The sequence below is a fragment of the Staphylococcus sp. HMSC65H10 genome, assembly GCF_001839185.1.
Classification (GTDB): domain Bacteria; phylum Bacillota; class Bacilli; order Staphylococcales; family Staphylococcaceae; genus Staphylococcus; species Staphylococcus simulans.
The window spans coordinates 27,326-49,320 of record NZ_KV840416.1 but is presented as its reverse complement, the minus strand read 5'-3'; the positions used below and the strand labels follow the sequence as shown (position 1 = coordinate 49,320).

The window sequence follows — 21,995 nt, the reverse complement described above, 5'->3', positions numbered from 1 at the left end:
TTTAAGCTGACCATTTAAATGCGACAATTCGATCATTTTGATTAATATCAGCGACGACTTCAACTTGTACTTTTGGATACATGGTTTCAATCATCGTTTTTAATACTGCGCCTTGATTATAACCGATTTCAAAGACGACAAGTGCCTGATCATTTAAAACATACGGCAATTTTTCAATGATCGCACGATAAATCGCTAAACCTTGTTCATCTGCGAATAAAGCTTGATGTGGTTCATAATTCAAAACTGTTTCGGCCATATCGACAGATTCACTTTCATCAATATACGGCGGATTAGAAATCAAACCATCTAAACGAATACCTTGTTTAATGTAAGGTTCCAAGTCACTGCCTTGTATAAAAGTAATTTCTGTTTGATGCAGCTTCGCATTAGCTTCAGCAATAGTTAACGGTCCTTCATATAAATCTGACGCATACACTGTCAAACTTGGTTCTAAACGTTTTAAGGAGACAGCTAAAATACCGCTTCCCGTCCCAATATCTGCCACCACACTTTGCTTAGGCAAACGTTCTAAAAAGTACATGAGCACTTCTTCTGTTTCAGGTCTTGGTATTAAGCAACGTTCATCTACTTGAAACTTTTCTCCTAAGAAACTTTGAAAGCCAGTGATATATTGAATCGGTTCCCCTGTCAACATACGTTCGACCGCTTGTTGATATAACCGTTCATGTTCTTCTGGCATGGTATCCTGCATATGCAGTACATAGTCCGTCAACGACCAATCTAATAAATCTAGCAACAGCCATTCTGCGCGTTTCGGTTCATAACCACGAGCAGTCGCTTGTTTTGAGGCAGCTTGAACCGCTTCTTTATAATTCAACGTTGTTCAATTCTTTCAATTTCTCTGTCTGTTCTGACATTGTTAACGCATCGATAATTTCATCTAATTTACCTTCGATGATTTGATCTAACTTTTGAATTGTTAAACCGATACGGTGATCAGTGACACGATTTTGTGGATAGTTATACGTACGAATACGTTCTGAACGGTCCCCAGTACCCACTGCTGATTTTCTTTCAGATGCGTATTTTTCTTGTTCTTCTTGTAATTTCATATCATACACACGTGCTTTCAACACTTTCAATGCTTTTTCACGGTTTTGAATTTGTGATTTTTCAGATGATGTCGCAATAATACCTGTTGGTAAATGCGTAATACGTACTGCTGAGTCAGTCGTATTGACGTGCTGACCACCTGAACCACTTGAACGATATGTTTCAATTTTCAAGTCTTCATTTCTAATTTCAATTTCTACATCTTCCGCTTCAGGCAGTACCGCTACAGTAGCAGTTGATGTATGGATACGACCGCCTGATTCAGTTTCAGGTACACGTTGTACACGGTGTGCGCCATTTTCGTATTTCAATTTAGAATAAGCACCTTGACCATTGATAATAAAGCTGATTTCTTTGAAACCGCCATGGTCACTGTCATTCATTTCAATGACTTCAGTTTTATATCCTAGTGCTTCACTGTAACGTGAATACATACGGTATAAATCACCCGCAAAGATGGCTGCTTCATCTCCACCTGCTGCGGCACGGATTTCAACGACAACGTTCTTGTCATCATTTGGGTCTTTAGGAATCAATAATAGTTTTAATTGTTCTTCTAAATCAGGTAATGTATTTTTTAATTCGCTGATATCTGATTTCAACATGTCGACTTCTTCTTTGTCTGTTGTTTCATTCAGCATTTCATTCATTTCTTCAATATCTTCTTTGTTTTGTTTATACTCACGATAAACATCTACTGTTTTTTGTAAATCAGATTGTTCTTTTGAGTATTCACGCAGTTTATCAGAATCACTGACCACATCTGGATCACTCAGTAATTCGTTCAACTGTTCATAACGTTCTTCAACAATGTCTAATTGATCAAACATGATTATAATTCCTCCTTCTCAGTCTCACTTGGTGCGACAATATGATGTGCACGACATCTTGGTTCATAACTTTCATCTGCACCAACCATAATAATCGGATCATCTGCTTTGGCAGGTCTGCCATTAATCAAACGTTGCGTTCTGCTGGCAGGTGCACCACAGACTGCACAAACGGCTTGTAACTTTGTGACAAGTTCACTGACCGCCATTAGTTGAGGCATCGGTTCAAAAGGTTCACCTCTGAAATCCATATCTAATCCAGCAACAATCACACGATGACCTTGTTCAGCCAACTCTTGTGCGATATCTACTACTGAATGTTCAAAGAATTGTACTTCATCAATACCGATGACATCTACCCCTGTTAAATCCTGTTCAAAGATTTCTTCAGCTGCTTTAATTGTAATGGCTTCTATCGCATTACCATTATGCGATACCACTTTTTCTTTATGGTAACGATTATCTATTGCAGGTTTAAATACAACGACTTTCTGTTTTGCATACATGCCGCGTTTTAATCTGCGGATTAATTCTTCAGATTTACCGCTGAACATGCTGCCGGTAATACATTCAATCCAGCCGGAATGATAAGTTTCATACATTATGCTTTTCCTTCCTTTTCAAAACAAAATCATCTCATTATATCATATTTTTAATTTTGATAGAGAAATAACTGCAAGAAAATCCAAATGAATTCGGACAAAAAAGTAAAAAAACTCTCGCTTTAAAAGCGAGAGTAAATGACATTCAATATTATTGATTGTTGTTTGATTTAAGACCGAATTTTTTGTTGAATCGTTCAACACGGCCATCCGCTGCTGCGAATTTTTGACGACCTGTGTAGAATGGATGTGAGTCAGATGAAATATCTAAACGGATAACTGGATATTCGTTACCATCTTCCCATTCCATTGTTTCTGATGATGTTTTAGTTGAACCACTTAAGAATTTATAGTTAGTAGTAGTATCTAAGAAAATTACTTTGTGGTATTCAGGATGGATTCCTTGTCTCATTATTATTTTCAGCTCCTTTGCCCTGAACCATCTGGAACAGAGTTATTTGTGAGTTTTTACCCAATACTTAGTAATTATAATTGTTACCAGAATAAATTGCAACCCATTCTGGAAGACAAATCAAATTTATATTTATATAATCGGCTTGCCTGTACGCTTGCTGTCTTCAGCTGCTTTTTGTAATTGTTGGAAGAATTCTTCATTATTTTTCGAACGTTTTAACTTTCTAATGAAACGTTCTGTGAAGTCTGTAGAATCTGTAAACATATTACGTAATTGCCATAAGCTTTCTAAATCTTTCTTATCTACCAGCAATTCTTCTTTACGTGTTGAGCTTCGACCAATATCAATAGCTGGGAAGACACGTCTTTCAGCTAATTTACGATCTAAATGAAGCTCCATGTTACCTGTTCCTTTGAATTCTTCATAAATTAAATCGTCCATTCTAGAACCTGTATCAATTAATGCAGTGGCTAAAATCGTTAAGCTGCCGCCTGCTTCAATATTTCTTGCCGCACCAAAGAAATGTTTAGGTTTGTGTAATGAAGCCGGATCTAAACCACCTGATAAAGTACGTCCGCTTGGTGGAATAACTAAGTTGTATGCACGTGCTAATCGTGTAATAGAGTCCATTAAAATAATGACGTCTTCTCCGATTTCAACTAAACGTTTCGCACGTTCTAGTAATAATTCAGCAACTTTAACATGATGTTCTGGCGGCTCATCAAATGTTGAATGCACTACTTCTGCATCATCACTTGAACGTTCAATATCTGTTACCTCTTCTGGTCGTTCTCCAACTAATAAAATGAACAATTTAGCTTCTGGTTTGTTTGCTGAAATGGCGTTCGCAATTTCTTTAAGCAATGTTGTTTTACCTGCTTTAGGCGGTGCGACAATTAAACCACGTTGGCCTAAACCAATCGGTGAAACCAAGTCCATAATACGTGTGGAATAGTTAGTTGATTTTGTTTCTAATCGAATACGTTCATCTGGATATAGTGGTGTAAGTGCTTGGAAGTGAGGACGTTTTTTAACTTCTTCTGCATTGTGATCATTAACGAAGTCAACTTGCAGTAAACCATAATATTTCTCATTATCTTTCGGCTTTCTGACTTTACCTGTAACCTTATCCCCTCGTTTGATTTCAAAACGGCGGATTTGGCTTGCAGAAATATAAATATCTTTTTCGCCCTTGGAATAGTTGACTGTTCTTAAAAAACCGTAACCGTCAGGTTGAATATCATCTAAGATACCTTCCATATAATAGTTGCCGTCTTTTTCCATTTGAGCTTCCATGATAGCTAATACTAATTCTTTTTTATTAAGTTTACTATAATTTGTAAGTTTAAGAGATTTTGCTTTTTGAGTTAGCGCTTTAGTAGTGTTGTTCTTATAAAGTTCGTGGAAAGACTCGTATTGAGGAGATGTACGTTCTCTTTCAGGCATGTTTGACACTCATTTCGTTTTAATTTTACGTATTTACTTATTATAAAGTATTTTTCATAAGATAACCATAGCAAATTTCCATTTTAATTACAAAAACAATCATTGGTCTAACGTTATCAATTGCGTATAATTAACTATTTCTCCATTAAAAAAGCTGGACACTTTCGTGCCCAGCAAATAGTATTCAAAGGTTATTCATTATAGTAACCTGCAATTGATTTGATTTCTAAGAATTCTTCAATACCATAGTCGCCCCATTCTCTACCGATACCTGATTGTTTATAACCACCGAATGGTAAATCTGGTTTGCGACCTGCTTCATTGATTTCAATTGTACCTGCTTCAACTTCACGTGCAACTTTGCGTAAAGTGTTTAAGTCTTTACCATATACATAACCAGCAAGACCATATTTTGTTTCGTTCGCAATTTCAATTGCTTCTTTAAGGTCTTTGTAAGTGATAATTGACATTACAGGTCCAAAGATTTCTTCTTGTGCGATAGTCATTTGGTTATCAACATTCGCAAAGATTGTTGGTTTTGCGAAGTAACCTTTGTCTAAGCCTTCAGGTTTGCCGACACCGCCAAGAACTAATTCAGCACCTTCATCGATACCTTTTTGAATATAATCTTCAACTTGATCAAATTGTTTTTTGCTGATGATTGGACCCATTTGAACGCCTTCTTCTCTTGGATCTCCAACTTTTACTTGGCTCATTTTTTCTTTTGCTGCTTCAATGAATTTATCTTTCATTGATTCAGGAATAATAGTTCTTGTACCTGCAGTACATACTTGGCCTGTGTTGTTATAAACTTTGCCGACTGCAGCTTCAGCAGCTTCTTCTACATCTGCATCATCTAAAATGATATAAGGTGATTTACCACCAAGTTCAAGTGAAACTTTTTTGAAGTCTTGTGCTGCTTTTTCCATAATTTTTGCACCTGTACGTCCTGAACCTGTGAATGACATCATGCGTACATCTGGATGTTCACTTAATGGATTGCCGACACCTTCGCCGTCACCATTTACTAAGTTGAATACACCTTTTGGTACGCCAGCTTTATCAAAGATTTCAGCTAAGATAATTGCTGCGTATGGTGTTAATTCAGAAGGTTTTAATACGACTGGACTACCAGCTGCGAATGCTGCTGCTAGTTTTAATGATGTTTGGTTAGTTGGGAAGTTCCATGGTGTGATTAAACCAGCAACACCGATACCTTCTTTCACCACTAAGTCATTACCGCGTCGTTCTTCAAATTGGAAATTATCCAATGCATCTCTTGCTTCTGAGAAGTGATTAAGTCCCATTTGATAATGCACATTTTCGGATTTTTCAAGCGGTGAACCTAGTTCATCAGTAATCGCTTCAATAATATCTTGTTTTCTATTTTCATACTCTTTAACAATTTTATCGAGTAAGTCTCTTCTATATTCTACACTGCTGTGACGGAATTCAAGATAAACATCTTTTGCAGCTTGTACTGCTTTATCTACGTCTTCTTTGTTACCTTTCGCAACTTGACCGAGTACTTCTTCAGTTGCTGGGTTGATGACATCGATTGTTTCGCCACTTGCACTATCAACCCATTCACCATTGATATATTGCTTAGTTTGAATTCTCAATTCAGTCACTCCTTAGTATTACGTCTTACTTTATAGTTTATCCTTTCTCAGATTTTTTTAAACGTTTCTGCTTATAACGCAAAATAAGAGCTACTCCAAAAGGAATAACTCTTACTTCTCTCAAATCTATATTAAGAATTGGACACATTATCTGTTTGATTCTCAGATTCAAGTTCAATATATTTTTGTGCCCATTCTTCCATCGGTACTAAAGCCTCAGCTAAAGCAGCACCTTTATCAGTTAAATGATAAACGATTGATAAGGGGGCTTTTGATACGATGTTCTTTTCTACTAACTCCCATTCCATCAGTTCAGAAAGTTTTAAGCTTAAAGAACGTGGTGTAATTGTCTTCAAATCTTTCTTCATATCACTGAAGTGTGCAGACTGTTCTGGACATCTAGATAAATAATTTAAAATTAATCCATTCCAGCTTCGACCGATGATTTTGAATGTTTCTTCTAGATATGGACAAATTTCCATTTAAATCACCTCTCATGATTACTAGATCATGCAAACCTACTATACAAAGTATACCACGTTTTCTAAATTTTTTCAGTCCAAATGTTTGCGCCGAGAGATTTTAAATTCTCTACAATGTTTGTGTAGCCGCGATAAATGTGATTTACATTATAAATTGTTGTTACACCCTCTGCGATTAAACCTGCAATAATTAAGCAAGCACCGGCACGCAAATCACTCGCATACACAGACGCACCATGTAATTGAGACGGTTTAACTGTTGCTGTGTTTTGATCTACAGAAATTTCTCCGCCCATTTTTCTTAACTCTTCGATATGACGGAATCTTTCAGGATAAATTGTATCTGTTACAAATGAAGGTCCATCTGCTAAGAATAATAATGGTGTGATTGGTTGTTGTAAGTCAGTCGCAAAACCTGGATAAACCAACGTTTTGATGTTGACGCTGTTAAATGGTAATTGGCCTTTAAGTTTTACGCGGTCATCATCAATCTCAACATCTACACCTAGTTCACGTAATTTAACAGTTAAAGGTTCGATGTGTTTTGGAATGATATTATCAAGTTCCACTTCAGCACCGCAAGCTGCTGCCATACACATATATGAACCCGCTTCAATACGGTCTGGAATAATTTGATGTGTCACACCATGCAAATGATCGACACCCGTAATTTTAATAGTACTTGTACCTGCACCTTTAATATTCGCACCCATTCCTGTTAAGAACGTCGCAACATCAACAACTTCAGGTTCTTTCGCTGCATTTTCGATTACTGTTTGTCCCTCTGCACGGACAGCAGCTAACATAATATTGATCGTTGCACCGACACTAACCATGTCTAAGAAAATATTCGCACCTTTTAATTCTTCCGCTTCAATCTTCATAGAAGTCGGGCTTGATTCATCAATCGTCGCACCTAATGCTTTGAATCCTTTAATATGTTGATCAATCGGACGTGGTCCTAAAGGACAACCACCTGGTAGTCCGATGACGCATTTTTTAAATCGACCTAACATTGCTCCCATCATATAATATGATGCTCTTAATGACTCTACCTTATGGTTTGGTAAAGACGCATTTTTTATTTCCGTCGGGTCTACTTTTAATTCTGTATCTTTTAAATCTGTTTTAATGTTTAAATCCTCTAACAAGCTTACTAAAGTAGCAACATCTGAAATTTGCGGTAAGCCTTCTAATGTTACAACATCCTCTGCAAGTAATGCTGCTGGGATAATCGCCACTGCACTATTTTTAGCGCCGTTGATTTTCAGTTTCCCTTTTAATGGCTGTCCGCCTCTGATTTTTATTACTTCTTGAGCCATTCGATTGTTCTCCTTTGTTATTCAATCTTTATTCCACAGTTCTATGTATAGTCTACCTTGTTTCTGATACGACTACACCCACTCTTTCATCATTTTCTATGAAAATAACTGTTATCCACATACTTCATATTAATTATAGTTGAATGTACTAGCGATTGTATATTCATATTATAGAATACAAAGCCATTTGTTAAAGTATTTACAACATGTTGATATGTTGCACCCATTTTATGCGTTTGTCTTAAGATGTCAGTCTCAACAAACTTTTTTGTTTCATTCAAAAAATCACTTAAGACATTATAGCACAAGTCACGTTAAGACTGCGAAATAATTTCAGGCAATACACCATTTTTGCCTAACATTATTGTCATATAGATATTTCCGCAATCTTTTGTATCCTAACAAATGGTTGACGAGAACACAATCTTTTGGTGTTGTCTCACAACACAAAAAAGAGCATCCGATAAAGATGCTCTTTCAATACTTAATTATTCAAAATTAAGCGCGGTTAGAAGTACCGAATTCTTTGATTTTACCAGTTACTGTAGCTTTGATAGCTTCACGAGCTGGACCTAAATATTTACGTGGATCGTATACTTCTTTGTCGTTGTTTAATACTTCACGAACTGCTTTCGCTGAAGCAATTTGGTTTTCAGTATTTACGTTGATTTTAGCTGTACCTAAAGAAATAGATTTTTGGATATCTTTAGTTGGGATACCAGTACCACCGTGTAATACTAATGGTAAACCAGTTGATTGACCGATTTCTTCCATTTCTTTGAAGCCTAAGTTTGGTTCACCTTTGTAAGGACCATGAACAGAACCTAATGCAGGTGCTAAAGTATCGATACCTGTTTTTTCAACAAGTTCTTGACACTCTTTAGGGTCAGCATAGATAACGCCGTCAGCTACTACGTCGTCTTCTTGTCCGCCAACAGTACCTAATTCAGCTTCAACTGATACACCGCGTGCATGTGCATATTCAACCACTTTTTTAGTGATTTCAATATTTTCTTCGAATGGGCTGTGTGAAGCGTCGATCATAACTGATGTGAAACCAGCGTCGATTGCTTCTTTACATTTTTCGAAGCTTGAACCGTGGTCTAAATGGATAGCAACTGGTACAGTGATTTTTAAATCATGTAATAAGCCTTCTACCATTTTAACTACAGTGTAGAATCCGCTCATGTAACGAGCAGCACCTTCAGATACACCTAAAATAACTGGTGCATTTTGTTCTTGTGAAGCTTCTAAAATAGCTTGAGTGAATTCTAGGTTATTTAAGTTGTATTGACCAACTGCGTAACCTTTTTCTTTTGCATCGATTAACATTTCTTTCATTGAAACTAAAGGCATGAAAGTTCCTCCTTGCGTGCGTTTTGCACGTGATTTTTATACGTTAAGTATATCAAAGTCACCGCCGTAATGCATTGCAAAACTAAATGTAAGCGGTTATAAATGATAAAATTGTGTGAATTTTCAAATGAAAACGTATACAACATTTGTATATGTGTTTCACAACCACTTTGTTCTGTGCTTAACGTTGTATTTTTTATTATTACCCATTTTCATCTGCGTCTTATACATTTTTCAGTCAATTGAATTAAAGATAAGCTTCATTTAAAATTGAAATATCGATAATAAAGTTGGAGGCTACTATGGCGAATATCTTACAAACACAACTTACTGGTATATTCAATCGCTTAAATCAACAAGAATTGGATATACAAATGGCATCACAATGTTTAATTCAAGCTATCGGCGGAGAAGGTCATGTTTATGTCAAAGGTTATGGCGACTTAAATTGCTTCGAAGATTATGTGCTTAACAGCAATGAAAAATTAGAAGCAAGCAAACGCCTAACTGACTTAGAAAGTTATGATGCATTAGATACAACTGACCGCGTCTTACTCTTCTCTCCTTTTTATACAGAAGAAGTTCAAGCGGATACACAACGCTTAATTGATTTAGATGTTGATTTCGTTTTAATCTGTAACAAAAATAAAGAAACACCTATTCCTGACCATCTTTTTCATTATATAGATTTATGTACACCAAGACCGATTGTCTATACAGAGGATTACGACAAGATTGTTCAACCTCATCCTATGGCATTCACTTATGTTTACTATGAAATCTATACACAAATGATTGAAATGATCAGAGACTTGGATTTGAACGTAGAAGAGTAACTAAATAATTTGAAAATACAAAAGCGGCAAAGCTGTTTCACCTAGTTGTGAATCTGCTTTGCCGCTTCTTTATACTTTATAATAGACGTATTTTGCCTTATTTACTTTTATTTTGTTGATATTTGTTAGCCGCTTCGATAAACGCTTTGAAGATTGGTTGCGGACGGTTTGGTCTTGATAAGAATTCTGGATGGAATTGACTCGCGAAGAAGAAGTCATTACCAGGAATTTCAATCATTTCGATTCTTCTGCCGTCTGGGCTGATACCTGAGAAGACCATACCTGCATCTTCCATTTGTTGACGATAGTCGTTGTTAAATTCATAACGGTGACGATGACGTTCTTCGATTTCTTTTTTACCATAGATATCATAAGCTAATGTACCCTCTTTAACTTCACTTGGGTACAAGCCTAAACGTAACGTTCCGCCTAAATCTTCGATATCTTTTTGTTCTGGTAATAAGTCAATGATTGGATATGGTGTATCAGGATCTAATTCTGCAGAATGTGCACCTTCTAAACCAAGAACGTTACGCGCAAATTCTACTGTAGCCAACTGCATACCTAAGCAGATACCGAAGTATGGCACATTGTTTTCACGCGCATAACGGATTGCTGAAATCTTGCCTTCACTTGCTCGGTAACCAAAGCCGCCAGGCACTAGGATACCATCTACATCTTTTAAGTATTCCGCTGCGTTTTCGTCTGTCACTTCGCTAGAATCAATCCATTTAACTTTAATGTCTTTATATAATGGGTAGCCTGCGTGTTTTAATGATTCTACAACTGAAAGATAAGCATCTTGCAAGCTTACATATTTACCAACTAAACCGATTGTGATTTCACCATCAAGATTGTTTACGATTTCTAATAAATGTTTCCATTCATCTAATTGTGTATCGTATTTCGCATCTAAGTCTAAGCGATTGATGACTAAGTCATCCATATGTTGTTTGCTTAATTGTAAAGGAATTTCATATAAAGATTCAGCATCACGACATTCGATAACATTTTCTTCAGGAATGTCACAGAATAATGCAATTTTATCTTTTAAATCTTGTGTCATTTCATATTCAGTTCTTACCACAATCAAATCAGGTTGGATACCTAAACCACGTAATTCTTTAACACTATGTTGTGTCGGTTTTGTTTTCATTTCACCTGCTGCTTTGATGTAGGGTAATAAAGTACAGTGGATATACATGACATTATCTCTGCCTAAATCACTACGGATTTGACGAATCGCTTCGATAAATGGCAGTGATTCGATATCACCTGTTGTGCCGCCGATTTCAGTAATAACAACGTCTGCATTTGTGCTTTCGCCTGCTAATAATAAACGTTCTTTAATTTCATTCGTGATATGAGGAATAACTTGAACCGTACCGCCTAAGTAATCACCACGGCGTTCTTTTTTCAATACGTGAGAGTAAACTTTACCAGCTGTCACGTTTGAATATTTATTTAAGTTGATGTCGATAAAACGTTCATAGTGTCCTAAGTCTAAGTCTGTTTCCGCACCATCATCTGTCACAAAGACTTCCCCGTGCTGATACGGACTCATAGTACCTGGGTCTACGTTTAAATATGGATCGAATTTCTGTATCGTTACGGATAAACCTCTATCTTTTAATAATCTGCCTAATGATGCCGCTGTAATTCCTTTACCAAGTGAAGAAACTACTCCGCCAGTAACAAATATGAACTTAGTCATTCTTTTTCCTCCTACTTTTCAATTACAAATTAATTTAACATTCCATAACTTGTTTGTATTCATGTTAAGACATAAAAGTCTTAGCGCTTATTTTAAATATCGCTTAAAAAATAAAAAAACGCTCCCTCTCACATCTCATGTAAAGGGGGAGCGTATGATTTATACACGTTGTCCTAATTAAAGGAGCCCGAATAAAATTTTATCATTTTTCTAGAAAAAGTCAATTATTATTCTTCATCGTCTGGCGCATCATTAAAACCAGCCGCATCTTCAAATAATTCTTCTGCTTCTTCTAATTCATCTTCGTCTTCTTCGATAACGATATCAGATTCATTGACTTCTTCTTCATCTTGAGGATCGTCTAAATTTTCTTCGTCGTCCTCAACATCTTCTTCAGTTCTTGCTTCGTCTTCCTCTTCTTCCTCTTCGCCAAGAAGTTTAAGGTTTTTATCTTCTTCGTCTTCTTCATCCAAGATATCAAATTTTTGAATTGTAGGTGCGATTTTTTCTTCAATATCATCTACTGAATACCAGTCACGTAATCCCCACATATTTTCTCCGACATTTAAGAAACGACCATCTGTGTTTAAGTCAGTGTAGAATTGAACAATACGATTTTCTAAATGTTCATTATCTTCATAGTGTCCTAAAGCTTTAAATTCATCAATGATATCGTATAAGTTCATTGTAGTCCCTTTTTCTTCTAATAAAGTATGGGCCATATCGATGAATGATTTTTCGTCTACCATTTCTTTTGTGTAGTCTTGAATTTTCATATGTTCTATTACTCCCTTTCAAAGGCTTTATCAATTCAATCACAAGTTTACTTATTTCTCATGTTAACAAATGTAAATTATAAATGACAATGCCCTATTTCGCAATGCTAATGATTACATTTTTAATAAACGATATATTTTTCAAATTTTACATAATCTTCAGTTTGCAAGGTTGCGACAAAATTACTGTTCAAACATAACGGTTTTAATTCATTATGTTCACCAAATAAAACAATATCTAACACTTCTATTTCAGGATATGTTTTTCTGATATATGTCGCTAACTGACGTAATGCACTTTCTGCGATACCTTTATGTCGTTTATCCTTATCCACTTCTATACCTCTGATATGCATACGGTTTTCTGTTGCTTGCAAGGCAATAAAACCTGCTTTTTGACCGTCCAGCATTAAATGTACTGTATCGATTTCTTTATCAGGTTGTTCATCGGGTGCTTTCAACTTTAATGATGAAACATATTTAGAATCTAAATCTAAATAGTATAAACGTTCTTCACCGATCGGTCCTTCTTGTTTTGTCGCAGTATGCATAAACCCTGCACGTTCATACACATTCCACGCTGCTTTATTTTCAGCATCGACCACAAGGTATAAATGGTTGAAATCACTATAAAGTGACTGAACATAATTCGGCAGATTCATCATAATCTTCGTGCCGTAACCATTTCCTTGGAATTTTTCATTAATAGATAACGAACGGACATAGACGACATGTTCTGGTGTATCGTAACCTTCGTGTTGATAATATTGATGTAAAACAAAGAAGCCGACCACTTCCCCTTTTTGATTAATAGCTATATTCGCGATACGGTCTTTGTCTTTTAATGCATCGTCTAATACTTGTTTTGGTAAAGAAGAATAAATCATCTGTCTTTCTGACAGTTCGAATTCTTCGACTTCTTGATGGTACTTTGGTTCGTATGGCTGAACGATAATATCTCCAAATTGCTTACTGTGTTTCATATACATCCCCTACATTTCTTATTTACTGCAAGTTCAATTAGTGTTTCCCTATGCGCTATGCTGAGAAACAATTTGAGAGCCAATTGACACCGTATTGGTCTCTGACTTGACCATGCATTGCGTTGAAAAAAGTTTTAGTAATCGGCATGTGTGGATCTCCACCAACACTCAACGCATCATATACACGTTGTTGTTCTGTAGAATCTTCAAATGTCAGAAGCAGATTCACATCTTCATTACTAAATGGTTTGCCATAATTGCTCGATAAGTGCAATACAATAGCATCAGTAATGTGAACTTCTGCGTGCAACACTTGTTCTTTTTGTTGATTTAATACTTTAATCTCACCGCCGAAAACACTTTGATAGAATTCAGCTGCTTTTGCAACATTTTCTACGATAAGGTATGGACTTAATTTCATTTTTTATTGTACACTCCTTAACTTTGCTTTTTTCTTTCTCTTTTGATTATACTATTAATGATTACATGTCATACATAATTTTGAGGTGAAACTATGAAAATCGGTATTGATGCCGGTGGTACATTAATTAAAATTGTCGAAATCGACAACGGGCACCGTACTTTCAGAACGAAACGTACTGATGAATTAACAGAAGTGATTGAGTGGTTGAATCAACAACCTTGCAGAAATGTTTCTTTAACCGGCGGTAAAGCACAAATGATTAAAGATCAATTAGATTTCCCTGCACAAGAATTCGTTGAGTTCGATGCAGCTTCAAAGGGTTTAAATATGTTATTAGAAGAACAAGGTCATTATTTAAAAGACTACATCTTCGCCAATGTCGGAACAGGCACATCTATGCACTATTTTGACGGTCAGACACAAAGACGTGTCGGAGGTATCGGTGCCGGCGGCGGTATGATTCAAGGTTTAGGATACTTATTATCTGGGATTACAGATTATCAAACTTTGACAGATACCGCAGAACAAGGTGACCGTGAATTTATCGATTTAAAAGTAAAACACATCTATAAAAATAGTGAACCGCCGATTCCAGGTGATTTAACAGCCGCAAACTTCGCACATGTGATGCGTCATCTAGATAAAGAAGTTTCAACCGCAGATCAATTAGCATCAGTAATGGGTGTCGTTGGAGAAGTTGTCACAACCATGGCCATCACACTCGCAAGAGAGTTTCAAACTGAAAATGTGGTGTATATCGGTTCTTCATTCAACAATAATCATCTTCTACGCAAAGTTGTAGAAGATTATACTGTCTTACGTGGTTTCAAGCCTTACTATGTTGAAGGCGGCGCTTTTTCAGGCGCTTTGGGCAGTATCTACTTAGGAAATCCAGCGTAATGTACATCAAATAAATAGGGAATAAGGCAGATTTTAATCATAGCCTTATTCCCTATTATGTTCTCTATCTATTTAAACAATTTTAATAAGATAATTCATTTTTCAATGTTTGGGCTGAAACTATCGAACCTACAACATTCGGTTTTAAGTTGATGCCGACGCCGTTATCATCATCTCTTAATTGATCAAGCCATTCACTGAAAACTTCTCCTTCAACTTGATCTACATCGCATTCTTCAAAATCTTCATCGCGCACTTTCAATGCAGATTGATAATCACTCCACACTGGCATGAAGTTAGGTTGGTTTTCCCCGTTATTGCTGATAATAATAAACTGTTTATTTCCTTTATCAGTCAGACCATAAACATCATCTGTTTTCGCAGTAATTCGCGCAAATTCAACTGTACGAATACGATCCAGTTCTGTCATAATTTGTTTTGTGGCTTCATAAATATCAATGAAATGTCCGTCTAGTTCATCTGTAACATTGACTAAGACTTTATCCCCTTTATCAAATAAGTCATCCATTTCACTTGTCACAAAGCGATCTAAATCACGAATAATAATTTTATCGTAAGCATCTTTACGGTTTTCAAAATAAGCTTCTGCTAATTCTTTCTTTGTCCAAAATAGCGCAATGGCATGTCCATCTACATCTCTTCTAACCATTTTTCTATCTTTGACTGCAATATAGTACGTTTCATTTACAAGCAAATCTTTGAAAAACGTTTCGTATTTATAATCCATAGTAAACCCACTTTCTCTATAGTTGTGTATCAATGCAAATATAAAATAATAAACTTAAACAGTCAATCTAATACGATTTAAGTTAAAACAAAACGGCTAAAATCATACAGGATTTTAACCGTTTCACTAAAACTCTATATTAATCGCCTAATTCTTTTAAGAAGGCTTTTTCATTTAATTCAATTTCTTCTCTTGAGCTGCCATGCCAGATACACGCAAAACGAGAATTCACTTTATCCTTACCATACCAATCGCCATCATAATAAGATAATGGATAAATTTTGCCCTGGCGGACATATTTCATAATCGTACGATAAAATTTCGTATTATCACCGCGTGAGAAATAACTATAGAATTTATGGAAATCGCCAGATAATTCATCATCTAACAGCAACATGCTTGTTGACCCATTTTGACGGAAGTTTAAATCAATCGCATAAACATGGCCATACTTATCATAAAGCAAGTCGAAACCTCCGACACCATAGAAACCTTCTTTAATACCGTTTTCCATAATTTCGCGACCCGCTTCAATCACAGCTTGCGGCACCTCTTCCACCGGTACACTTTGATTTCCGTTATAGAAACCATAATCATCTGTGATTTGTTCGGCTGTTCCTAAATATTTCAAACCGATTTGATCTGAGTAAGCAAATTGTACACAGTAATTGGCAATATCATCCACTTTTTGTTCAATAATCATTGTTTCTGTTTCATCTAATGCTTGATGAACACGTTCAATTGCTTTTTCTAAATCTTCTTGGTTATAACAGATCATCACGCCATAGCCGCCGGCTGTCGGTAAATCATCGCCCGGTTTTAATACAATCGGTAAATCCCACTTCTTCACTGCTTCTTCAAAATCTTCTACCGCCACAACTTCACGTTTCGGCAAATATTTACCGTTTGTCCACTCTGGTATACGTGCTTTATTGTTGAGCGCAACAAACGTATCTTTATCCAGCGCATAATCTTCTTTAGGTACAATGTCTTCACTATGCACATATTGGAAGTATATCTTCTTGTTGTCTTCTTTCGTTAACGAACGTAATAAATGTTCATAACTAGCTTGGTTATGGAATTTATAAACATTGCTTGGCACTTCTTTACCGACTTCGTTGAATAACTGTTTCAACTTATCAGTGACACTCGCTTCATGCACAATCACCGGCATTTTATTTGCGATTAATAATTCACGACCTGTTAAGAAGTTAGATTGATGCTCATCAGGCTCTAACCAAGGATTAGAAACATACGATGGACGAGACGTATAAACAATAGACTCATCATATAAATCACTTAAAGTGACCTTAGGTTGTTCTGAATGTTTTCTAAGTTCTTTTAATGATGCTTGCTTCACTTTTCTGACATGTTGTTCTTTAATTTCTCTCAACAATTCATTGTTTTGAATTAAATCTAAGCCCATACGTGCTAAAATATCCGCACCTTTAATTAAGGCACTATCACCATGGTCAGATGCAGCAGCTTCTTTAAATTTGTAAGTATGTCCTACTAAATTGCTTGGCCCGATTTTAATATGTGCATGTAACGTCGGTACGATATGACTGACGTTACCCGTATCAGTAGAACCGTAACCGAAGTCATCTTCACTGACTTCTTCACCTTTTTGACGTGCATAATGTGCAAACAGTTCATCTAATTTAGGTGTTAAGATAAATTCGTTCACGCCATTTTGAATCGGTTTGAATGAATAGTCACAACCTGTCTGCAATGCGGCACCTTGAGCAATTTGACCTACTCGGTGTGTTAACACATCTAAATCTTTACGTGTTGTTGCACGTGTATAGAAACGTGCATGTGTAAAATCAGGAATAATGTTGGCTGCTTCTCCACCATTTAAAATCACACCATGTACACGTTCACCTTTTTTAATTTGTTGACGTAATTGTGCTACACCATTGAAATAGCTGATCATCGCATCTAAAGCGTTAATCGCTTCATCTGCATTTTCAGAGGCATGCGCACTTTTACCGTAGAATTTAATATCTAATACATCTACTGCTAATGTATGGATTGTTTTGTATGTTTCATTACCAGGGTGCAGCATCAAAGCAACATCTAATTCATCAATGATACCTTCTTTAACATAACTCGCTTTCGCACTTCCATTTTCTCCGCCTTCTTCAGCTGGACAACCTAACACAACCACTTGTCCGCCTACTTTATCGATAACTTGTTTTAAAGCGATACCAGCTAACACACTTGTTGTACCGATAATATTATGACCGCATGCATGACCTAATCCAGGAAGCGCGTCATATTCTGCCAAGAAACCAATCGTCGGCCCTGGCTTGCGACTATGATATTGAGCAATGAAGCCAGTCGGATGACCTGCGATATCTTGTTCAATTTCAAAGCCGTATTTCTTTAATTCTTGCATTAATAAACCAGAAGCAAAGACTTCTTGGTTTCCTAGTTCTGGTCTTTCATGGATTTTATGACTGATATCAATAAATTCTGACTGTTTCGCATCTATAAATTGTTCAATATGAGTTTCAAATGACATTTTAGTGACTCCCTTTATTTTTCAAAGATATATGTGTCTTTAAGGTCGTTTTAACACGATTTGGAACGCTTTTACCTTGCGTTCTCATCCCCTTTTATATCTTTATCAGTAAAATTGATTACTAAACATTTTAAAGGTTTTTCATGACTTTGTCATCCTTTTTCTTAATTTTCAACAAATTTATTCCGAGTAAACCGATAAACTTTTCATTGAAAGTGTATTCGGTAAAATTGTAAATGCTGCTTAGCCTTGTTACAATAAGACATGAAGAACTAAAGGAGGTTTAGTTTTATGCCTAAAATGAACGTTGAAAGTTTCAATTTAGATCATACTAAAGTTGTTGCACCATTTGTGCGCTTAGCAGGTACAAAAGAAGGTCAAAACGGAGATGTAATTAAGAAATATGATATTCGTTTCAAACAACCAAACAAAGAACACATGAAAATGCCTGGTTTACACTCATTAGAACACTTAATGGCTGAAAACATCCGTAACCACACAGACAAAGTCGTAGACTTAAGTCCAATGGGTTGCCAAACTGGTTTCTATGTATCATTCATCAACCATGATGACTACGAAGATGTATTAAACATCATTGAAGCAACATTGAAAGATGTTGTTGCGGCTAAAGAAGTCCCTGCTTGTAATGAGGTACAATGCGGTTGGGCAGCAAGCCACTCATTAGAAGGTGCACATGAAATTGCACAAGAAATGTTAGAAAAACGTGACCAATGGGATAAAATCTTCAGTGAAGACTAATCCTGGTCATTTGATGCGTTAATAGTATGAGAAGCCCCGCTTCAAATCAAAAAATGATTTGAGACGGGGCTTCTTTTTTGTTTGTTATTTAAATTATGAATAAATTGCTTCAATCTATTCTCTGTTTTTTAGTTTGTCTAATAATAATGAGAGTTTGTAGAGCATTGGGCGAAGCGGTTTAATAAAATCTCCAATATACTCTTCTACGTGTGCATTAAATCCTTCTTTGAATTTTTGTACACCATAGTCTTCTGCGTTATCAGAGAAATCTCCTGTAATACCATAGAAATTATAACGGTCAATACCTTTCTTCTTCGCAAATTTAATCATTTCCCATTGTAAACGGTATGCGCCCATAAACGCATTATATTGAGGATTCGAACCACTAGAGAGATAGTAAACTTCGTGCTCATTATAAAGATAAAGCGCAGCTGCTAAGTTTAAGATGTTGCCATCTTTTTCTATCATCGCTTGTGTTTCTTTGATTTTACGTTCGTTACCATTAAATTGTTGCTGCAGTTGATTAGCTCTGCTTTTTGATTTCTTAGAATTCGGACTTTCTTTCAACTTCTCATTCACTTCATCTAAATCACTTTGTAATTGTGCGTGTTTCTCTTTCAACTCTTTTAAGTACGTATGCAAATCGACATACGCTAATTTTAAGAAACCACGATGACCATAAATCTTTTGCATTTGTTTAAAATAATCCAAACCTCTAAATGTGAAACCGTGTTTCTCTTCTGCCATTTTAAACAATTCGAAGAATAAAGGTGTTTCATCAATAGAAAGTGTACGGACTTGTACACCCATTTCATAAGTCTTTTTAATATTACGTCTTGTTTGATAGTCCATTTCATTGAGTAACTGCGTTTCTGATTTTCCTTTTAAATCTAACACAGACAACCATCTGATTTGACTCATAGAAGAATAACCAGTGGAATAGCCTTGATGTTTGTAACCTAACTTTTCCAATGTTTGAATCAACTGATGATTATCAAATTGTTCAATGATTTCACCATCAGTTTCCCTAATGCTTTCTAATACATAAGGATCTACTAACACATATATTCCTTTTTGCTTTCTTAAATACAACGTAAGTGCCGCAAAAAAATATTTTATAAGTTCAGCATTCTTATAATCCATGACCGGTCCGCGATGTGTATAGAAGTATTTAAAGAAGCGCATACTTCTCGCTTCTGTTAGTAAGCACGCCGCAATGACTTCATTTTGATTATCTTTAACACCTACAATATGTACATCATGTTGTGCTTTATTGCGATTATGATAATGTTTCACTGACTGTGTATAATGTGAAAAATGTTGTTTTGTATAATTCTCAAATTCTGCTTCAGTTAAATTAGTAAAATACATGGTGCATCTCCTTTGATGATGTCGCTCCCTTTAACTGTATCATTCTACAACACGTCGCACAACATAGTCGTACATAATTGTTTATTTATTTTAATTTTTAATAAAAACACCTCAAAAAAGATACGATACCTAATCATATTTACAATTAAGCATCGCATCTTTTCTTTCATCTATTTCTATTAATAATCAGAATCTGATTCTAATCCTTGGATAATTTGTACACCTGCACTTGCGCCTACACGAGTTGCGCCTGCATCTAGCATAGCTTTGAAGTCTTCTAAGTTACGAACGCCGCCTGAAGCTTTGACTTCTAATGCGTCGCCAACGACTTCTTTCATTAATTTTACATCTTCAACTGTCGCGCCACCGCCAGCAAAGCCAGTAGAAGTTTTCACAAAGTGTGCGCCTGCTGCTTTACTTAATTCAGATGCTTTACGTTTTTCTTCATCTGTCAGTAACACTGTTTCGATAATCACTTTAACGGTACGACCATCAGCAGCTTTAACAACCGCTTCAATATCTTGTTGTACCTCATCATAGCGTTTGTCTTTTAATGCACCGATATTAATAACCATATCTAATTCATCTGCACCATTTTTCACCGCATCTTCTACTTCAAATGCTTTTGTCGCAGTTGTATTTGCGCCTAATGGGAATCCGATGACTGTACATACTAGTACGTCAGAATCTGCTAATGCTTCTGCCGCATGTTTCACGTAAGTCGGGTTGATACATACAGATTTAAATTGATATTCCTTTGCTTCTTCAATCAACTTATCAATTTGTTCTAAAGTAGTATCTGGTTTTAATAAAGTATGATCAATATACTTCGCATAATTCATTTGTATACATCCTCCAATTTGGTTGTTTACTTTCACATATAATATAACGTATTCAATTATCATTTTACCAAATATTTTAACTCGCTAAAATATAAGAGATGTTCAACTTGTTTCAATTTCACTCTTTTAATGAAAACATACCTGAATTGTCATTAAATAAGCCCAACTGTGTATAGTAATTCTCGCAAATTATAGGCTTGCGTGTTATCTTTAACTTAACTTATTTTTTATTAAAGGAGCAGATAAATATGACTCAAGGTACACCGCATATTCAACCAAATGGTGCTAAAATCGCGAAAACAGTTTTAATGCCAGGTGACCCGCTGCGCGCAAAATATATCGCAGATAATTATTTAGAAGATGTCGTACAATTTAACGAAGTTCGTAATATGTTCGGTTATACAGGCACATATAAAGGTAAAGAAGTTTCAGTAATGGGTTCAGGTATGGGGATTCCAAGTATTGGTATCTATTCATATGAGCTTTATAACACGTTTGATGTAGATACAATTATCCGTATCGGTTCATGTGGTGCATTACAAGAAGACGTAAATCTTTACGATATTATAATTGCACAAGGTGCTTCTACAAACTCTAACTATGTAGATCAATACAACATTCCTGGTCATTTCGCACCATTAGCTGACTTTGATTTAATGGTCGAAGCTAAAAATGTTGCAGACAAAGTCGGCGCAACGACTCATGTTGGTAATATCCTTTCTTCTGATACGTTCTATAACGCTGACTCAACATTCAACCAACAATGGCAACGTATGGGTATTTTAGGTATTGAAATGGAATCTGCAGGTTTATACTTAAACGCAACTTATGCAGGTAAAAAAGCATTAGGTATCTTCACAGTAAGCGACCACATCTTACGTGATGAAGCAACAACACCTGAAGAACGTCAAAACTCATTTACACAAATGATGGAAATTGCGTTAGAAATCGCATAATCTATTC

At 35.9% G+C, this 21,995-nt stretch carries 21 protein-coding genes and 1 pseudogene; 4 read left to right on the top strand and 18 right to left on the bottom strand.

Annotated elements, in window-relative coordinates:
- Window position 1: 1 nt before the first annotated feature.
- From prmC to fdaB, 9 genes are all read right to left on the bottom strand, one after another.
- On the bottom strand, window positions 2-841 hold the full coding sequence (gene prmC / locus HMPREF3270_RS11340; protein ID WP_070848197.1) for a peptide chain release factor N(5)-glutamine methyltransferase: 840 nt from the start codon (window positions 839-841) through the stop codon (window positions 2-4).
- The gene (prfA, locus tag HMPREF3270_RS11335) at window positions 831-1,907 is read right to left on the bottom strand and encodes a peptide chain release factor 1 (RefSeq protein ID WP_023016117.1); all 1,077 of its coding nucleotides are present in this window, start codon (window positions 1,905-1,907) and stop codon (window positions 831-833) included. The genes prmC and prfA overlap by 11 nt, the downstream gene beginning before the upstream one ends.
- Window positions 1,908-1,909: 2 nt before the next feature.
- Window positions 1,910-2,509 carry a thymidine kinase gene (locus HMPREF3270_RS11330; RefSeq protein ID WP_002481799.1) on the bottom strand — a complete coding sequence of 200 codons (600 nt, stop codon included), beginning with the start codon at window positions 2,507-2,509 and terminating at the stop codon, window positions 1,910-1,912.
- 151 nt (window positions 2,510-2,660) lie between these two features.
- Window positions 2,661-2,921 (bottom strand): type B 50S ribosomal protein L31, encoded by a 261-nt coding sequence (locus tag HMPREF3270_RS11325; RefSeq protein WP_002481800.1) that lies wholly within the window; start codon window positions 2,919-2,921, stop codon window positions 2,661-2,663.
- 132 nt (window positions 2,922-3,053) lie between these two features.
- The gene (gene rho, locus HMPREF3270_RS11320; RefSeq protein WP_002481801.1) at window positions 3,054-4,370 is read right to left on the bottom strand and encodes a transcription termination factor Rho; all 1,317 of its coding nucleotides are present in this window, start codon (window positions 4,368-4,370) and stop codon (window positions 3,054-3,056) included.
- A 191-nt stretch (window positions 4,371-4,561) separates the two neighbouring features.
- Window positions 4,562-5,992 carry an aldehyde dehydrogenase family protein gene (locus tag HMPREF3270_RS11315; protein WP_023016119.1) on the bottom strand — a complete coding sequence of 477 codons (1,431 nt, stop codon included), beginning with the start codon at window positions 5,990-5,992 and terminating at the stop codon, window positions 4,562-4,564.
- A 131-nt stretch (window positions 5,993-6,123) separates the two neighbouring features.
- A complete protein-coding gene (locus HMPREF3270_RS11310; protein ID WP_023016120.1) occupies window positions 6,124-6,474 on the bottom strand; it encodes a winged helix-turn-helix transcriptional regulator in 351 nt (116 codons plus the stop codon).
- A gap of 62 nt (window positions 6,475-6,536) precedes the next feature.
- Complete coding sequence (locus tag HMPREF3270_RS11305) at window positions 6,537-7,796, bottom strand: UDP-N-acetylglucosamine 1-carboxyvinyltransferase (RefSeq protein WP_023016121.1); 1,260 nt, start codon at window positions 7,794-7,796, stop codon at window positions 6,537-6,539.
- Window positions 7,797-8,294: 498 nt separating this feature from the next.
- Window positions 8,295-9,152 (bottom strand): class IIb fructose-bisphosphate aldolase FdaB, encoded by an 858-nt coding sequence (fdaB, locus tag HMPREF3270_RS11300; RefSeq protein WP_002481805.1) that lies wholly within the window; start codon window positions 9,150-9,152, stop codon window positions 8,295-8,297.
- Window positions 9,153-9,454: 302 nt separating this feature from the next.
- Here fdaB and HMPREF3270_RS11295 point away from each other — a divergent pair, with 302 nt between their 5' ends.
- Window positions 9,455-9,988 carry a DUF2529 family protein gene (locus HMPREF3270_RS11295; protein WP_070848198.1) on the top strand — a complete coding sequence of 178 codons (534 nt, stop codon included), beginning with the start codon at window positions 9,455-9,457 and terminating at the stop codon, window positions 9,986-9,988.
- Between the two features lie 97 nt (window positions 9,989-10,085).
- On the opposite strand, the gene HMPREF3270_RS11290 is transcribed toward HMPREF3270_RS11295, so the two are convergent.
- The 4 genes from HMPREF3270_RS11290 to HMPREF3270_RS11275 all read right to left on the bottom strand — a co-directional run bounded on the left by HMPREF3270_RS11290 (window position 10,086) and on the right by HMPREF3270_RS11275 (window position 13,882).
- The gene (locus tag HMPREF3270_RS11290) at window positions 10,086-11,702 is read right to left on the bottom strand and encodes a CTP synthase (protein ID WP_002481807.1); all 1,617 of its coding nucleotides are present in this window, start codon (window positions 11,700-11,702) and stop codon (window positions 10,086-10,088) included.
- A gap of 227 nt (window positions 11,703-11,929) precedes the next feature.
- Window positions 11,930-12,478 carry a DNA-directed RNA polymerase subunit delta gene (gene rpoE / locus HMPREF3270_RS11285; RefSeq protein ID WP_070848199.1) on the bottom strand — a complete coding sequence of 183 codons (549 nt, stop codon included), beginning with the start codon at window positions 12,476-12,478 and terminating at the stop codon, window positions 11,930-11,932.
- A 122-nt stretch (window positions 12,479-12,600) separates the two neighbouring features.
- Complete coding sequence (locus tag HMPREF3270_RS11280) at window positions 12,601-13,467, bottom strand: GNAT family N-acetyltransferase (RefSeq protein WP_070848200.1); 867 nt, start codon at window positions 13,465-13,467, stop codon at window positions 12,601-12,603.
- 49 nt (window positions 13,468-13,516) lie between these two features.
- The gene (locus tag HMPREF3270_RS11275; protein WP_002481810.1) at window positions 13,517-13,882 is read right to left on the bottom strand and encodes a VOC family protein; all 366 of its coding nucleotides are present in this window, start codon (window positions 13,880-13,882) and stop codon (window positions 13,517-13,519) included.
- 93 nt (window positions 13,883-13,975) lie between these two features.
- On the opposite strand from HMPREF3270_RS11275, the gene coaW reads away from it, so the two are divergent.
- The gene (gene coaW / locus HMPREF3270_RS11270; protein ID WP_002481811.1) at window positions 13,976-14,785 is read left to right on the top strand and encodes a type II pantothenate kinase; all 810 of its coding nucleotides are present in this window, start codon (window positions 13,976-13,978) and stop codon (window positions 14,783-14,785) included.
- Window positions 14,786-14,867: 82 nt separating this feature from the next.
- On the opposite strand, the gene HMPREF3270_RS11265 is transcribed toward coaW, so the two are convergent.
- The 3 genes and pseudogenes from HMPREF3270_RS11265 to HMPREF3270_RS14265 form a co-directional block, all read right to left on the bottom strand.
- Window positions 14,868-15,533, bottom strand: coding sequence for a DUF2750 domain-containing protein (locus HMPREF3270_RS11265; RefSeq protein ID WP_002481812.1), 666 nt, complete (start codon window positions 15,531-15,533; stop codon window positions 14,868-14,870).
- A gap of 139 nt (window positions 15,534-15,672) precedes the next feature.
- Window positions 15,673-16,893 carry an L-aspartate--L-methionine ligase LdmS gene (locus HMPREF3270_RS14270; protein ID WP_231724100.1) on the bottom strand — a complete coding sequence of 407 codons (1,221 nt, stop codon included), beginning with the start codon at window positions 16,891-16,893 and terminating at the stop codon, window positions 15,673-15,675.
- Between the two features lie 9 nt (window positions 16,894-16,902).
- Window positions 16,903-18,060 (bottom strand): annotated as a pseudogene (locus HMPREF3270_RS14265) (M20 family metallopeptidase); the annotation flags it as partial.
- A 291-nt stretch (window positions 18,061-18,351) separates the two neighbouring features.
- On the opposite strand from HMPREF3270_RS14265, the gene HMPREF3270_RS11255 reads away from it, so the two are divergent.
- Window positions 18,352-18,819 carry an S-ribosylhomocysteine lyase gene (locus HMPREF3270_RS11255; RefSeq protein WP_002481814.1) on the top strand — a complete coding sequence of 156 codons (468 nt, stop codon included), beginning with the start codon at window positions 18,352-18,354 and terminating at the stop codon, window positions 18,817-18,819.
- 114 nt (window positions 18,820-18,933) lie between these two features.
- Here HMPREF3270_RS11255 and HMPREF3270_RS11250 read toward each other — a convergent pair whose 3' ends face one another.
- Complete coding sequence (locus tag HMPREF3270_RS11250; RefSeq protein WP_070848201.1) at window positions 18,934-20,190, bottom strand: aminoacyltransferase; 1,257 nt, start codon at window positions 20,188-20,190, stop codon at window positions 18,934-18,936.
- A gap of 179 nt (window positions 20,191-20,369) precedes the next feature.
- Complete coding sequence (gene deoC / locus HMPREF3270_RS11245) at window positions 20,370-21,032, bottom strand: deoxyribose-phosphate aldolase (protein ID WP_070848202.1); 663 nt, start codon at window positions 21,030-21,032, stop codon at window positions 20,370-20,372.
- Window positions 21,033-21,280: 248 nt separating this feature from the next.
- Here deoC and deoD point away from each other — a divergent pair, with 248 nt between their 5' ends.
- Complete coding sequence (deoD, locus tag HMPREF3270_RS11240) at window positions 21,281-21,988, top strand: purine-nucleoside phosphorylase (RefSeq protein WP_002481817.1); 708 nt, start codon at window positions 21,281-21,283, stop codon at window positions 21,986-21,988.
- Window positions 21,989-21,995 lie beyond the last annotated feature (7 nt).